Source organism: Candidatus Schekmanbacteria bacterium RIFCSPLOWO2_02_FULL_38_14, assembly GCA_001790855.1.
In the GTDB taxonomy this organism is placed as follows: Bacteria; Schekmanbacteria; GWA2-38-11; order GWA2-38-11; family GWA2-38-11; genus 2-02-FULL-38-14-A.
Genome location: MGDH01000036.1, coordinates 46,321 through 61,228 on the forward strand (window position 1 = coordinate 46,321; position 14,908 = coordinate 61,228).

General features: G+C 38.3%; 12 protein-coding genes and 1 tRNA gene. All 13 read right to left on the bottom strand.

Annotated elements, in window-relative coordinates:
- Positions 1-162: 162 nt before the first annotated feature.
- Positions 163-801 carry a hypothetical protein gene (locus A3H37_05680; GenBank protein ID OGL48632.1) on the bottom strand — a complete coding sequence of 213 codons (639 nt, stop codon included), beginning with the start codon at positions 799-801 and terminating at the stop codon, positions 163-165.
- A gap of 366 nt (positions 802-1,167) precedes the next feature.
- Complete coding sequence (locus A3H37_05685) at positions 1,168-2,211, bottom strand: hypothetical protein (GenBank protein OGL48565.1); 1,044 nt, start codon at positions 2,209-2,211, stop codon at positions 1,168-1,170.
- Positions 2,212-2,354: 143 nt separating this feature from the next.
- A complete protein-coding gene (locus tag A3H37_05690; protein ID OGL48566.1) occupies positions 2,355-3,074 on the bottom strand; it encodes a hypothetical protein in 720 nt (239 codons plus the stop codon).
- A 76-nt stretch (positions 3,075-3,150) separates the two neighbouring features.
- On the bottom strand, positions 3,151-4,401 hold the full coding sequence (locus A3H37_05695) for a hypothetical protein (GenBank protein OGL48567.1): 1,251 nt from the start codon (positions 4,399-4,401) through the stop codon (positions 3,151-3,153).
- Entirely contained in the window at positions 4,394-6,295 is a 1,902-nt protein-coding gene (locus A3H37_05700) for a hypothetical protein (protein OGL48568.1), read from the bottom strand. The genes A3H37_05695 and A3H37_05700 overlap by 8 nt, the downstream gene beginning before the upstream one ends.
- A 223-nt stretch (positions 6,296-6,518) precedes the next feature.
- Complete coding sequence (locus A3H37_05705; protein ID OGL48569.1) at positions 6,519-6,755, bottom strand: hypothetical protein; 237 nt, start codon at positions 6,753-6,755, stop codon at positions 6,519-6,521.
- Between the two features lie 200 nt (positions 6,756-6,955).
- Entirely contained in the window at positions 6,956-8,389 is a 1,434-nt protein-coding gene (locus tag A3H37_05710; GenBank protein OGL48570.1) for a two-component system response regulator, read from the bottom strand.
- Between the two features lie 22 nt (positions 8,390-8,411).
- Positions 8,412-10,541, bottom strand: a complete 2,130-nt coding sequence (locus tag A3H37_05715; protein ID OGL48571.1) for a hypothetical protein — start codon at positions 10,539-10,541, stop codon at positions 8,412-8,414.
- A gap of 321 nt (positions 10,542-10,862) precedes the next feature.
- Positions 10,863-11,054 carry a hypothetical protein gene (locus A3H37_05720; GenBank protein OGL48572.1) on the bottom strand — a complete coding sequence of 64 codons (192 nt, stop codon included), beginning with the start codon at positions 11,052-11,054 and terminating at the stop codon, positions 10,863-10,865.
- A 217-nt stretch (positions 11,055-11,271) separates the two neighbouring features.
- Positions 11,272-11,345, bottom strand: a tRNA-Arg gene (locus tag A3H37_05725).
- Positions 11,346-11,520: 175 nt separating this feature from the next.
- The gene (locus A3H37_05730; GenBank protein OGL48573.1) at positions 11,521-12,774 is read right to left on the bottom strand and encodes a UDP-N-acetylglucosamine 1-carboxyvinyltransferase; all 1,254 of its coding nucleotides are present in this window, start codon (positions 12,772-12,774) and stop codon (positions 11,521-11,523) included.
- The gene (locus A3H37_05735; protein ID OGL48633.1) at positions 12,762-13,673 is read right to left on the bottom strand and encodes a protein-(glutamine-N5) methyltransferase, release factor-specific; all 912 of its coding nucleotides are present in this window, start codon (positions 13,671-13,673) and stop codon (positions 12,762-12,764) included. The genes A3H37_05730 and A3H37_05735 overlap by 13 nt, the downstream gene beginning before the upstream one ends.
- On the bottom strand, positions 13,663-14,754 hold the full coding sequence (locus A3H37_05740) for a peptide chain release factor 1 (protein ID OGL48574.1): 1,092 nt from the start codon (positions 14,752-14,754) through the stop codon (positions 13,663-13,665). The genes A3H37_05735 and A3H37_05740 overlap by 11 nt, the downstream gene beginning before the upstream one ends.
- Positions 14,755-14,908: the final 154 nt, after the last annotated feature.

Sequence of the window (14,908 nt, forward strand, 5' to 3'; positions counted from 1 at the left end):
AGCCTGCGTCCAAAAGAAGTTCAAATTCCAAAGCTCAAAGTTCAAATGAATTCCAAAGCTCAAAATCAAATAAAGTTCAGATACCAATAATGTTTTCTTCTTTGGATTTTGGACTTCATTTGGCATTTGAATTTTGAAATTTGGATTTTAAACCCCGAACGCTTAACCTTTCGCCTCTCTCTTTTTCATTATCCTCTCATACTCCAGCGGATGTTCCTCCAGCATTTCTTCTTTTGTCAACCTTCCATTCCACCATACCCAGCTCATTGGAAATACTCTGGGGTTCAGGTGGACATTATAAAAATGCCATATAAGAATTGCTAGGGCACAGAGCAATCCTTCATCGCTGTGCGCCTCTTTTGCAATATCAACAACAAACTTTCCAAATAAATTAATTGAATTAATTTCAAACCACATAATTATCCCTGAGCCTATCATTACAATACAACCCCAGTAAACTGCCCAGTAGTCAAATTTTTCAATGTATGAAAATCTTCCAAATTTTGGTCTTTCACCTGAATAACCAAAGAAATATTTTATCATCTTTATTACATCAAAAAAGTCCTTTGGTTTTGGAATGAGTTCAATAAAATCATTTCTTCCCTGCCTGAAAAAAAGAGTATAAATCACACAGTGATATGCAAACATTATTGTCAGGCCTATTGCGCCCATCCTGTGGAGAATAGTGATAACCTTTATTCCTCCCAGTGAATTTATAATAAAGGAACTTATGCCGGCTTCATGAAATTTCTCAGGCATGCCGGTTATGATTAAAAGAAGAACGCTTGCAAACAATGTCATGTGCTGAAGTCTAAAGTTCAATCCAAACCTTAAAAAAGTTTCTTCTTTTTCCTCTTCAAGGACTTTCTTTTCTTCTATTTTCTTCTTTCTTAAAAACTCCTTTACGACTTCTTCCCTCGCTCCTTTAACACGGGCAATCAGAGCGTTAGCCATTTCATCAGCAACATCGTCGCTTATCCCATCCTCAGTTTTCTTTTCGATATCTCTAATTATGCTTTTTTTTATCTCTTCCTTGAGATGGGTTTCATTGCTTCCGGAAACTTTCTGGTTAGAAAACTGTTGTTCCTCTTTCTTGTTTTCATCTGATTTTTCCATAATCAAAAAAACTCCAAAAGTCATAACTTCAGAACTTGCCCAAATTACTTATCAGTTTTTTTCTTTTTTCTTTCTTCTGTAAAGGTCAAAGAAAATATGTGTAATAAGCGCAATCATTGTTGAAATTGTTAACCACTTAAATCCCTGCGCTACATAAAATATTATCCCAGCTTCTTTTTTCTTTGGATTTACATGAATTTTACCCTTTGCAAAATTGATGTTTGCACCAGGATGGCACTTGCCGCACATCGCCGGAATATTTGCTTTGTTTATCGAAGACTTCGGGTCAATTGACGGTCTTATATCATGGATGCCATGACAGCTTGAGCAGTTTGCAACAGTTGTGGAACCAAACTCGCTTGCCACCCCGTGAAAACTCTCTTTAAAGGTTTCAACCTGTTCAGTCTCAATTCCGTATTTTTTCATTATCTCAACCTTTGAATGGCACTTTGAACAGGACCCTGATATATGCTCTTTTGATACAGTTGATTTCGGGTCATTAGGTCTTCTTATGTTATGCTCTCCGTGGCAGTTGGTGCAAACAGGAACATCCTTGTTACCTTTTTCAAACATTACACCGTGAATGCTTTCTTTGTATTCAATGTAAATATTCAGATGGCATTTTGCGCATGTCCTTGGAAGATTGTTTCTTGCAACCTGAGAAAGCCCGTCTGATGGTTTGAAAATGTTATGATTTCCGTGACAATCCTGACAAACAGGAGCCTTTTTGTTTCCTAAAAAAAATTCCTTTCCATGAACGCTGTCTTTGTATTCAGCGTATTTATCGCTTTGAGGTGCTCCTGCTATATTGCCTATAAAATGACACTGTTTTGAACAGTTAACAGCTTTTATCTCTCCCCTGTGAGGAATCTCTGTAATATCAGTATGGCAGTCAGTACACTCTCTTTTCCCGTGTACAGATTCCCTCAGTATCTTCTCGTTAATGTACAAATCCCGTACCTTCCCGCTCTCAAGAATCTTTCTGAAATCGGGTTTCCCGTGACAGGTGGTACATTTCTTGAGTTCTTCACAGTAAGCCCTCCCACCTACTAATAAAATAGTCCCCAATAAAATTAATCTTAAAAGTTTCTTCATAATACCTAATTTATTCCAATTGTCATTGCGAGCGAAGCGAAGCAATCTCACAAATCCCCCCTTATCCCCCCTTTACAAAAGGGGGGATGGGGGGATTGCTTCGTCGCTATCGCTCCTCGCAATGACATTAAAGCTGACCTTTGTTATTGAGCAGAATCAATCTTTGTTTCTTTCATCAGCTCCTCATACTCCAGCGGATGCCTTTCCTTCAGATCCTTTAGCAACATCCTCCCATTAATCCACGTCATATCCATTGGGAAAACATCAGGGTTCAGATGTGCGTTATACTGATGCCAGAGAAAGAGAACTAAAAAAGCAAGAGTCCCCTCATAGCCATGGACCACTAGGGTTACATCCATAACCCATTTAGGCATAACTGCCATTGAGAAATCCTTAAACCACAAAATAATCCCTGTTGCTCCCATGAAAAAAGTACCAGTTATAACCCCCCAGTACTGGAATTTCTGGATGAAGTTGAATTTCTCAAACCTGGCTTTCTCATTGCTTAACTTTAAATAATATTTCATTGTCATCATTAAGTCCTTAAAATCCTTCAGCCGTGGCTTAAATTTTAAAAATTCCCGGTGGAATTTTTCTGTAAAAAGTACTTGAAAAAAATGCCAGGTAACGGTAAGGATAAGGACAACTGCAAAGACCCTGTGTATTCTTCCCCGCATTTTGAACCCGCCTTCTAAATTAATCAGCATTTCCCCCCATGAGGTGTCGTGGTACATAAGAGCAAATCCTGTAAGAGATAAAATTATCATTGAAGTAAATAACAGAACGTGCTGAAGACGGAAGGTCAGATTGAATCTTATTACAAAACTCTCTTTTCTATTATTCATGATTGTTATCCTTGTCAAAAATTATCTTTTAGCGGGGTTAGAAAACCCCGCCTATCGATAGGCGGGACATTCTTGTCCCGCAGATGTTACAATTCTACCGCTTCCTCCTGAAATACCCATACAATTCCAGCGCAACATAACTAACAAAACAGACAATCAGTATACTTATAAACCATATATAAAACTGCCTTACATAGTATTTGCCTAAAGAACTTTCCTTCTTTGCCTCAACATGTATTTTTCCAATAGCAAATTTTCCTGTTGCTCCCGGATGGCATTTCCCGCAGGTTTTGGGTAAATTATCTTTATTGATTAGCGAATTTTTATCAGAAGATGGAAGTATGTTGTGGTAACCATGACAGCTTGCACAATTTGCAACAGTCACTTCCCCGAATTTGCTCGCCATTCCGTGATAGCTGTCAAGATAGGTTTTGTATCTTGCTCCCGGGATTCCGTACTTCTCAGTCAGTTTTACATCTGAGTGACAGACCGAGCAAGTTTCAGGAATATTTTTTGGAGCAACCTTTGAGGAAGGTTCAGAAGACGCTGCTATTGTATGTTCTCCGTGGCAATCAGTACACACAGGAGAATCCTTAATGCCACTTAAAATTGCCTTCCCGTGGATGCTCTCCACATACTGGCTATAGACTGAATCATGACACCTAGCGCATACCTTTGGAATATTCGCTTTGTTCTTCAAGGATTTTGGATCATCAGCAGGTTTTATTTCGTGGGCCCCATGGCAGTCGCTGCAAACAGCAGAAACAATAAGCCCCTTCTCCGTAATTGCACGTCCATGAATGCTTTTTTCGTATGATTTAATAAACTCTATTCCCGGCAGATTATATTTTTTTACAATTCTCTGGTCCTCATGACACTTTGTACATGTCTTTATCTGTTTCGCCGGTGAAGTTGAACACTCGGGGTCATCTGCACAGAGAATATAATGCTTTCCATGACAGGTTGCACATCCCGGAACATTTCTGTCGCCTTTGATAAATTCCCTTCCGTGCACACTTTGAGCAAAGCTTGCAAATTCTTTTTCGTGGCACGTCTTGCACTCAACTTTTTTCAGGGATTCTTTGTGAGGAAAATCTTTGATGTCTTTTAAATCATCATGGCAATAAATGCATCTTACATTTTTATGAACTGACCTGTTGAATTCCTTGCCCTCTACGAAAAGCAAAATCTCTTCGCCTGTTGCAGATTTTCTTGAAAGGCTTTTATCCTCATGGCATCCAAAACATTCCTCATTTGAAACACCGGCAGTCTGGCTTGAAGCCTTTAAAGGTAAAAAAATGATTAAAATCATCAGAAACATTGCTACAGGAAAATTCTTAAGCATTTTCTTCGCTCCTCTTTTCTATCTCTCCAAGTTCAAGCGGATGCTCATGTTCCATATCCTCCCTTGAAATTTTTCCGTTAAGCCAGATCCAGTTCATTGGGTAAACATCAGGATTAAAAATTACATAGTAGAAATGCCATACAATTATTGCCAGTGTTGCAAGCCAGGCTTCATAATAATGGATAACCTCTGAAACATCTGAAATCCATTTTGGAAAAAATTTCATTGTCTCAACTTCAAACCATAAAATAAAACCTGTGATTACCATCACAATCGTTCCCCATACCAGTGCCCAATACTCACTCTTTTCTATATAATTAAATCTCTTAAATCTCGGTTTCTCAGATGTTATCCCTAGCAGATACTTAATGTTCTGAAATACATCTATCGCATCTTTAACTACAGGAAACATCTCCTTCAGCTCATACCTCCCTCTTCTTGTAACAAGAAGAAAGTAAATATGGTAAATGGCAGCGCCAATCATAACAAGGGCTGCCAGCCTGTGAATAAGCCCTCGCAGATTCATTCCTCCCTCAACAACCCTCATTGGTGTTACCCACCACGCATCAGGGAATTTAAGGGCAAATCCTGTAATGACCAGAATTATGAAACTTGTTAGAAGAAGAAGATGCTGGATTCTTTCTGACAGATTGAAGCGCTCATACCATATCCCTGACACTGAATGATAAGTCCTTTTACCTGAAAGGGATACAAGAAGCTTTTTAAGAAAATCAAGACCGTTATGAAAAGCCATCCCGCCTATAGTAAATATGATAAGAACAATATAGAACCATTTCACATAAAACACAATTTTTGTTCCTATCTCTCCCTCTAAAGAAGGAATTACATGGATTGCACCTTTAGCAAAGTTTTTGCCCGCACCCGGATGACACTTGCCGCAGGTTACCGGCAGGTTATTTTTATTGATTGTTGATTTTGGGTCAGAAGAAGGAAGTATGTCGTGGACTCCGTGGCAACTTGCACAGTTTGCAACAATGTGTGAGCCGCCTCTTTTAGCAAGCCCGTGAAAACTGTCAAGATAGCTTGAGACCCTCTGCGCAGCTACTCCGTATTCTTCTGTCAGCCTTATTCCGGAATGGCATTTCGGGCAAGTTGTAAGAGAAATAGCTACCTCTGAAACAGAAGATTTTGGATCAATATGTGATTTTATTGCATGAATCCCATGGCAATCAGTACAGACCGGAGCATCAGATACTCCTGCTTTGGCAGCCTTCCCGTGAATACTCTCTTCAAAGACTTTATAAATACCAAGATGACATTTACCACAGGTACTTGATGTATTTTTTCTTGAAACCAGAGAATCCGGGTCATTAGGAAGCCTCATATTGTGATTGCCATGGCAATCTATACAAACTGCTGCCATTGTTGCACCGCCGGCAACTGCTTCACCATGGATGCTTTTCTTATATGCCTGATAAGGGTTTACAGTCAAAACCCCTTTCTGTTTTTCAACGAATTTTAAATCTCCGTGACATTTGCCGCACATATTCGGGATATTTACTCTGGAAACCTGAGAATCGGGGTCATTTTTACTTTTAATGTCGTGTCTCCCGTGGCATGACTGACAACGCGGAGCATCAGCAATTCCTTTTGCCATAGCCTCTCCGTGAAGGCTTTTATCATATACAGCCTTTGAATCCTTATGGCAGACACTGCAGTCAACAGACGCAAGAGGTGTTTTGTGGGGAAACTTAGAAATATTCTGCAGATCCTGATGGCACTCAGAACAGGCAAGTACTGAATGAATTTCAATCTTTATTTCTGAGTGGCAGTCTGAGCACGGATTATTATTCTTTGCCTCAACTCTAAAAGAAAAGAACAAACATACAGTTATTAATAATATAGTATAAACTTTTTTTTTACTTGCATTCATATTCTATGCTCTATCAAAATAAATCACATAGGTTTAGAGTATCAAAAGTGAAACCATTAAATCAATGCCAAAAATCCAATTTCTGACAGCTAAAAGCCAAAAGAAAAATAGGGGGTGTTAGATTTTCCCAGTATAAAACTAGGTTCCAACACCCCCCCCTTCTACAACCCTCAAAAGCCTCAGCCCTTCCACCATCCAACACAAACCCATCCTTCTCTAATCTTCATAGCTTAATGGGGGTTGGTTCTTTATCATTTTCAGACTCCCAAATATCTTTTTCTTTTTTTTGAAAGAAAACACATTTTTCATAATTCTCAGACAAGCAGTATTCCTTTATTTCTTTTTTGCTCGGCATCTTAATCCCCTCTAAAAATGCCTTGCAAATCTTTATAGGTTCATCAGAGTAATAAGGACATTTCATAAAAATAAGCTTAAATCCCAAAGCTCCGGATTTTTTCATTTAAACTTTTTAAAAAACTTACTAACTTTAAAAGTTGTAGCATAATCTATGCCAAAAAATAAAAGAATCAGCTAAAATTTCTAACCAATTGTTTTACAATAAGATCCTAACTTTCAACTAAAGCGGGGGAAAAAGGTATTGTCTTAAAAACGACAAAGGGTTTTGTCGTTTCAGAGAATGGTTTTTTTATAATGGATTTCCTACATTTTGGTAGTTATTTCACCTTTGATATTTTCAGAGTCAATCTCTTTCAATTTATCTTTAGTAATTCCATAATTCTTTATTTTTCTGTAAAAGGTCTTGCTGCCAATTTTTGCCTGTACCAGTGCCGCCCTGACATTTCCATCGCACCTTTTCATTAACTCAGCTAGATACTTTTTCTCATTCATCCTTAACCATTCCCTGAGCGAAATCCCCTCTGTTTTTAAACCGGTATTGAGAAAATCAATTTTCTTTTCCTCTGTTTTTTTATGAGATACAGGCAAATCTATTTTGGAAATCATCTTGCCTCTTTCCAGAATAACTGCCCTTTCTACAATATTCTCCAGCTCTCTCACATTTCCGGGCCAGTGGTAATGCATCAGAGAATCAAGAACATTCTGTGAAAAGGCATAAATTTCCCTACCTGTTTTTTCACAGTGCTTCTCAAGAAAGTGCAATGCCAGGACAGGAATGTCTTCCAGTCTTTCCCTTAGAGGAGGAATGTTTATAGGGACAACATTCACCCTGTAGTAAAGATCCTCACGGAATTCTCCATTAACAACTCTTTGCTTTAAGTCTTTATTGGTAGCGGCTATTATCCTTACATCAGCTTTTATCGTTTTGTTACCTCCAACTCTTTCAAACTCCATTTCCTGCAAAACCCTTAAAAGCTTAACCTGCATGGCTGGAGTGACATTCCCTATTTCATCCAAAAAAATTGTCCCCTTGTCAGCAAGTTCAAATTTCCCGATTTTCTGCCTTATCGCTCCTGTAAAAGACCCCTTCTCATGGCCAAAAAGCTCGGTCTCAAGGAGAGTATCAGGCAATGCACCGCAATTTATGGCAACAAATTTGTTCTCCTTCCTGTTACTGTTATAGTGAATTGATTTTGCCACCAACTCTTTCCCGGTTCCGGTTTCTCCATAGATTAAAACTGTTGCATCAGTCACTGCCACGCTTGCTATCAGGTCGAAGATTTGCTGCATTTTGTAATTCTTGCTGATGATATTTCCAAATCTGTGCTTTTCCGCTATCTGATTACGCAAATAGAGGTTTTCATCTACAAGTTTCAGATGTTCAAAAGCCCGTTCAACAACAAGCTTAATCTCTTCTGCCTCAAAGGGTTTGGAAAGATAGTCTATGGCACCGGTTTTCATCGCTTTAACAGCAGTTTCAACAGAACCATGGGCGGTCATTATTACCACTGATGTCTGCGGATATTTTTCCTTTATTTTTCCAAGAAGTTCAATCCCGTCCATTCCCGGCATCTTAATGTCCACAACTGCCATCCCAAATGGTTCCTCTTTGAGACATTCCAAAGCCTCAAAACCACTATGGCAGACTTTAACCTCATAGGATTCTCTGCCAAGGACTTTTCGCAAATGTTCACAGATTATTTTTTCATCATCAACAATTAAAATCTTTTTGTTCATTGTAAAACAATGTCCTTTTAAATTAGTATTCAAGGGAATTAGGATACAAAGTAAGGATAAATTCTGTTCCTTTCCCAACCTCACTGTTGACTTTTATCTCACCCTTGTGAAGCTTTACAATCCTCTGGATTATCGCCATGCCAAGTCCCACGCCTTTAGTCTTGGTAGTGAAAAAAGGGTCAAAAATCCTTCCGAGATTCCCTTCTGCAATCCCATGCCCTATATCCCTTATTCTAACCTCAGAATAATCCATCCCTTTGCCGGAAAGGTTTTTTGTTGATATCATTATCTCTCCGCCTTCAGGCATTGCTTCAATGGAGTTTTGAATCAGGTTGATAAAAACCTGCTTTATTTTCATGCCGTCTATTCTTATATACTTCTTGTCTCCGCAAAAGTCTCTTTTTATCTTTGTATGATTTTTCTCAAAAATTTCATCCATACTGGTAAGAACTTCATCTAATATTTCATCTATATCACATTTAAATATATCTAATTTCATGGGTTTTGAAAAATCCAAAAGATCCTCTACAATAGTGTTTAGGCTTTTTACTCCTTCCATTATATTTTCAATAGTCTCCCTGCACTCCTTGTTACCCTCGGTCTCATATTTAACCAGACTAATCCCCATACTTATATTCTGCAACGGATTCTTTATCTCATGGGCAACACCGGCTATCATTTCTCCCATCGCAGACAGCCTTCTTGACTGCTCGATTTCCTCATTCATTTCTTTCTGCTCGGTGATATCTCTTACATATTTTATCACCTGTGTTGTCCTTCCTTCACTGTCCTTTAATGGAAATGTCAGCATTGACCAGTATCTCTTTCCCTCTGATTCTTTTTTTACAATCCTTTCTCCTGTTGAAGACTTGCCTGTTGTCATAGTTACCTCTACCGGGCATCCCTCGCAAACTCCGTCTTTATCAGTAAATTTCTCATAACAGAGCTGTCCGATTAATTCATCTTCAGATTTCCCTGACATTCTTACCTGTCCTTTATTGACAGCAACCACACGATAGTCCTTGTCCATGATAGAAATGCCATCAGTAATCCCATCAAACAGCGCCTGAAGACGGTTCTTTGCCTCTAAAACCTTTTCTCCCCATGTCATCTTCTCTTCAGCCTTGACTCTCTTTATGTTAATTGTTATCAGATAAATACTTCCGCAGAAAAGGACTAAAACCACAAGCCCTGTCATGAAAAGAATGTTCCTGTTGCTTTGCTTTATCAGGCTTATTACATTTGAATAAGGGGAAGAAACCGCTATTGACCAGTTTGCAATTCTCATTCCTTTTTCGCTCAGGCGAGGAATATATCTCTTATCAAAAATTTTTATTGGGTAATAGGCAATTATTTTTTTTCCTCCAGTCTTTACAAAGTATTCCTTTGTCCCTATTTCACCTCTCACCATCCTTTTTTCATTTTCAAAGCTTTCATGACATTGAAAACAGGTTCCATCGTTTTTAAATATATTTCTCCATATCATCTCGGGATGAGAAGGATGGTAGAGCAGCGTCCCATCTTCATTCAGAATCCATGCATACCCTATAACCCCTCTTTTAATGGGTTTTGAAAAAGTCTGTGCCAGTTCCTTAACATCTATATAGCATACCAGAATCCCTAAAAATTCCTTGCCTTCTCCAATTTCAGTTTTAGTCTGTTTATGTATTGGGAAAGAAATGATTATTTCCCTTCTTCCTTTATTCATGGTAGCCTTTGATATAAATGGCTTCAAGGTTTGCTTTGAAAAAACAAAAAAGTCCTTATTGTCAAACGAATTAATATCCTTGTTTTTCAATGACTCAGGTGTTGGATATTGAGACAACATCTCCCCTTTTGCGTTTATAAAAGCAGTACTGATAATTATTGAATCAAACTGTAAATTTGAAAAAAGCTTATTTAAAAGAGGTGTCGTTTCTTCTAATTCTGAAATATTCCTGCCTAAAAAAAATGCTGCAAGATTAAGCTCATCCAGTGTTTTTTTAAAAAAACTCTCAATAAGTATTGCAACTTCGTGTGCCACAATTAACTGCTGGGAATTAAATTGGCTGGCAATCTCCTTTTCAGAGGATTTCTGAACATTGAAAGCAACAACTAAAATAATACCTATCACAAGTGCTATGATAACCGCTAATCCTGTATTGTTTTTCATGGTTTTTATAAATCTGGAACATCAATATTCCAGCCAAAGATTATTTTAAATCCAAATACCAAAATATAAATATCAAATCAAGTTTAAAGACTTATAATACTCATTAATAAGAATAAACTCAAATCCCAAAAAAGTAGGGACCTGACTTCAGGATTGATATTTGACAGGGTATTAGAAAAGACCTTTAAGGGAGAATCTATTATTCTTTATTGAACGGCTCATGACATGTGTAACATATAAATGGATTCAGCTTGCACTCAAGCTTCAGCCCGATTTTTTTGCAGCTAAATATAATCTTACTCTTGCCCGGTCTTTGACAAATTAACTCTTTGTTTTATTTCTAATTTCCATCAGGCATGAGAGAATAGCAAAGCCAAGACAAACATAGGCAAGCTGTAATAAATTTGCTGGATTGACTACTTCGAGGATTTCGATTTTTCCTGCTTTAAAAATTATCCCTAAAAAAACACTTATTGCTGAGACAATTGCCAGAATATTTGTTATAAGATTCATAGCTAAACCCTCCTTTATAATAATTGTTAATTAAGAAATCAAAAAATTTTAGATGAATTTATCTCAAAACCATGGATGCCTTTTAAAATTATCTTGAATAGTCTTGTTCTTGAAAAACCTCAAAAAGAAATAAAAATTATATAATTCACAATTTAAGATAAGTTGAATATATAGAATAAGTCAAGATAAAAGTATAAAAAAATTTATTGATTTAATATGGGCCTGGGGTGACTCGAACACCCGGCCTACAGATTAGGAATCTGCCGCTCTATCCTACTGAGCTACAGGCCCAATTTCAATTGCTAATGACAAATAACAAAAACCAAACTACAAAATAAATCTAAATAAAAAATGTTAAAATTAAAAGCAAAAAATTTCAGATTCTAAAATTTAACACAAGAAGTATTTAATTTATTTTGTTTTGTGCTTATGTTGAATTTTGCGACTTGACATTTGGATTTTTTTATCACTTCACCCTCTTAATCTTCGCCCCCAACTTCTGAAACTTCTCCTCTATCCTTTCATACCCCCTGTCAATATGGTACACTCTTGATACAATTGTTTCATTCTGCGCTGCAAGCCCTGCAAGTATCAGGCTTGCACTTGCCCGCAAATCTGTAGCCATAACCTGCGCTCCGCTTAAATACTTTACACCCTTGACAACTGCTGAATTGCCGTCAACAGTTATATCAGCGCCCATTCTTAAAAGCTCGCTCACATGCATCATGCGGTTTTCAAAGACTGTTTCAGTAACAACGCTCATTCCGTCTGCAAGGCACATCAAAGCCATAAACTGCGCCTGCATGTCTGTTGGAAACCCGGGATATGGCGAAGTCTTTACATCAGTTGCCTTTATCTTTTCAGGACTCACAACCCTTATCCAGTTATCCCCTTCAGTCACCTCTATTCCTGTCTCTCTCAGCTTGAGAATCAGGGAATGACAGTGTGCTGGTACGCAGTCTTTTATAAGAATATTCCCGCACGTAATTCCTGCTGCAAGCATAAATGTCCCTGTCTCAATCCTGTCAGGCATTATCCTGTGCTCAAACGGGCTCAGACTTTCAACACCTTCAATCTCAATTCTTCCTGTTCCGTCTCCTGTAATCCTTGCGCCCATTTTCCTTAAAACCTCTGCAAGCTCTGGAATCTCAGGCTCGCAGGCTGTGTTTTCAATAACTGTAATCCCTTCTGCCAGAACCGCAGCCATCATAAGGTTTTCAGTTCCTGTTACAGTGGGAATGTCAAAATAGATGTTCCCTCCCTTAAGTTTTTCTGCTGATGCAATAACATATCCATGTTCAAGCTGAATCTCTGCCCCTAAAGCTTCAAGTCCCTTAATATGTAAATTTATAGGGCGCGCGCCTATTGCACACCCGCCCGGAAGAGAAACCCTTGCCCTGCCATACCTTGCGACAAGAGGACCTAAAACAAGGACTGAAGCCCTCATTGTCTTAACATGCTCATAAGGAGCTTCGCAGGAATTTATCCTTTTTCCATCAACAAGAAAATTACCTTCTGCATCCATGCTGATTTCAGCCCCGATATGTTTCAGAAGTTTTATAAAAGTATCAACATCTTTTAAACGTGGAACATTTTTTATAACATTCACACCTTCACAAAGCAGAGTTGCTGCCATTATAGGAAGTGCTGAATTCTTTGCCCCGCTTATTCTGACCTCTCCTTTAAGTCTTTCACCGCCATTTATAACTATCTTATCCATATCTCAGCCACCCTGTCTTTCCCTGAGTAGTCCCTGTTAATTTTCACTTCACTATATTCTTTATGTGTTCTAACAATCTCTTTAATCCCTTCAGCCTGGTCCCCGCCTATTTCCAGCATAATGAATCCATCATCACACAGGCAATTAAAAGCTTCACCTATAATTTTTCTGTAAAAGCATAGTCCATCCTCTCCCCCATCAAGAGCTATTCTTGGCTCCCATTTTGAAACCTCAGGGGATAACCTGTCAATCTGCCCTGAAGGAATATATGGAGGGTTTGAAACTATAAAGTCAAATTTTAAATCTTTGGCAAAAGGTGTAAAAAGGTTACCCTGAACAAATATTATTCTGCCAGCAACACCATTTCTTTCAGCGTTAATCCTTGCAACTTTCAAAGCATTTGCTGAAATATCAGTTGCGATTATACTTGCTGATTTTAATTCCTTTGCAATAGAAACAGCAATGTTTCCACATCCTGTTCCTATATCAAGAATCTTTAATGGTTCGTTGTTTATATTTTTATCTTTTGCCCGTGCAATAACTTTTTCAATTAAACCCTCTGTTTCAGGCCTTGGTATTAAAACATTTTTGTTCACAAAAAAATCAAGGGACCAGAATTCCTGGTTTCCAAGTATGTACTGTACCGGCTCTCTCTTGCTTCTCCGTTTTATGAGCTCATTGTAATTTTCAAGTTCCTGCGAGGATAAATTTCTTTCAAGGCCTGCATAGAGTTTTGCCCGTCTAATTGCAAGCATACTTCTCATAAAAACCTCACAGTCAATCCCAGGCTTTTCCATATTTAAACCTTCAAGAAATTCCCTTGCTGTCCTCAGAGCTTCAGCTATTGTAGGATTAAAGTTCTTATGAGAATTATCAATAAAATTTACTTCACTGTGCATTTTCATTCTCACCTACAAAGCTTTCCTTTAAAGCCTGTGTCTGGTAGTATGTTATCAGTTCATCAATAATCCCATCAATCTCACCGTCCAGGATTTTATCAAGATTGTGCAGTGTTAAACCTATTCTGTGGTCAGTAATCCTGTCCTGAGGAAAATTGTAGGTTCTTATTTTCTCACTCCTGTCTCCGGTTCCTACCTGACTCTTTCTCTGCTGGGACCTCTCAGCCTGCTGCTCTTTTCTCATCCTGTCAAGAAGTCTTGCCCTGAGTATCTTCATTGCCTTTGCCTTGTTTTTATGCTGTGACTTTTCATCCTGACAGGTTACCACCATCCCTGTCGGTATGTGTGTAACCCTCACTGCAGAATCAGTTGTATTAACGCTCTGTCCTCCGGGACCAGAAGAACGGAACACATCTACTTTAACCTCATCGGGGTTTATCTGTATATCCACCTCTTCTGCTTCAGGCAAAACTGCAACGGTAACAGTCGATGTGTGAATCCTTCCGCCTCCTTCAGTAGAGGGAATTCTCTGAACCCTGTGAACACCGCTTTCATACTTCAACTGGCTGTAAACATTTTTACCTTCAATCAATGCAATAACTTCCTTTACCCCGCCGATTCCTGTTAAACTGGAACTCATTACCTCAACCTTCCATTTCTTTCCTTCAGCATAGCGGGAATACATTCTGAAGAGTTCAGAAGCAAAGAGTGCGGCTTCTTCGCCTCCGGCACCTGCCCTTATCTCAACAAGAATATTCTTTTCATCATTCGGATCCATGGGAAGCAATAGAAGTTTGAGATTTTTTTCAATCTCAACAATAGCAGAATTCAGCCTCTCTATTTCATCCTTTGCAAGCTCTTTCAGTTCCTCGTCTTTTTCATCACTTAAAATTGTCTTGTTCTCTCCAAGCTCTTTAGTAGCTTTCTTGTACTGGCGGTAAATTTCTATAATCTTTGACAGCTCCGAATGTTCTTTTGCGTATTTGGAAAATTCTGCAGGATTGCCCAGCGTTTTAGGGTCGCTCATCAGCATGGCAAGTTCCTCAAACCGTTTTTCTGACCATTCTAATTTTTCAAACATATTTAATCCTCAGTCCTAAAAATTTATACTTTGTTTTATTGAGCACAAAGTCAAAATTTAATGCTAGTCATAATAAAATCCTAAATTCTAATATCTAAATTCCCTGCCTGCCGGTAGACAGGTAAACAAATTCAAAATTCAAATACCAAAATCC

Coding starts and splice junctions, on each gene's coding strand:
- A3H37_05680 (OGL48632.1), bottom strand. CDS start 801: ATGACATTGTTTGCAAGCGTTCTTCTTTTAATCATAACCGGCATGCCT.
- A3H37_05685 (OGL48565.1), bottom strand. CDS start 2,211: ATGAAGAAACTTTTAAGATTAATTTTATTGGGGACTATTTTATTAGTA.
- A3H37_05695 (OGL48567.1), bottom strand. CDS start 4,401: ATGCTTAAGAATTTTCCTGTAGCAATGTTTCTGATGATTTTAATCATT.
- A3H37_05700 (OGL48568.1), bottom strand. CDS start 6,295: ATGAATGCAAGTAAAAAAAAAGTTTATACTATATTATTAATAACTGTA.
- A3H37_05705 (OGL48569.1), bottom strand. CDS start 6,755: ATGAAAAAATCCGGAGCTTTGGGATTTAAGCTTATTTTTATGAAATGT.
- A3H37_05710 (OGL48570.1), bottom strand. CDS start 8,389: ATGAACAAAAAGATTTTAATTGTTGATGATGAAAAAATAATCTGTGAA.
- A3H37_05715 (OGL48571.1), bottom strand. CDS start 10,541: ATGAAAAACAATACAGGATTAGCGGTTATCATAGCACTTGTGATAGGT.
- A3H37_05720 (OGL48572.1), bottom strand. CDS start 11,054: ATGAATCTTATAACAAATATTCTGGCAATTGTCTCAGCAATAAGTGTT.
- A3H37_05730 (OGL48573.1), bottom strand. CDS start 12,774: ATGGATAAGATAGTTATAAATGGCGGTGAAAGACTTAAAGGAGAGGTC.
- A3H37_05735 (OGL48633.1), bottom strand. CDS start 13,673: ATGCACAGTGAAGTAAATTTTATTGATAATTCTCATAAGAACTTTAAT.
- A3H37_05740 (OGL48574.1), bottom strand. CDS start 14,754: ATGTTTGAAAAATTAGAATGGTCAGAAAAACGGTTTGAGGAACTTGCC.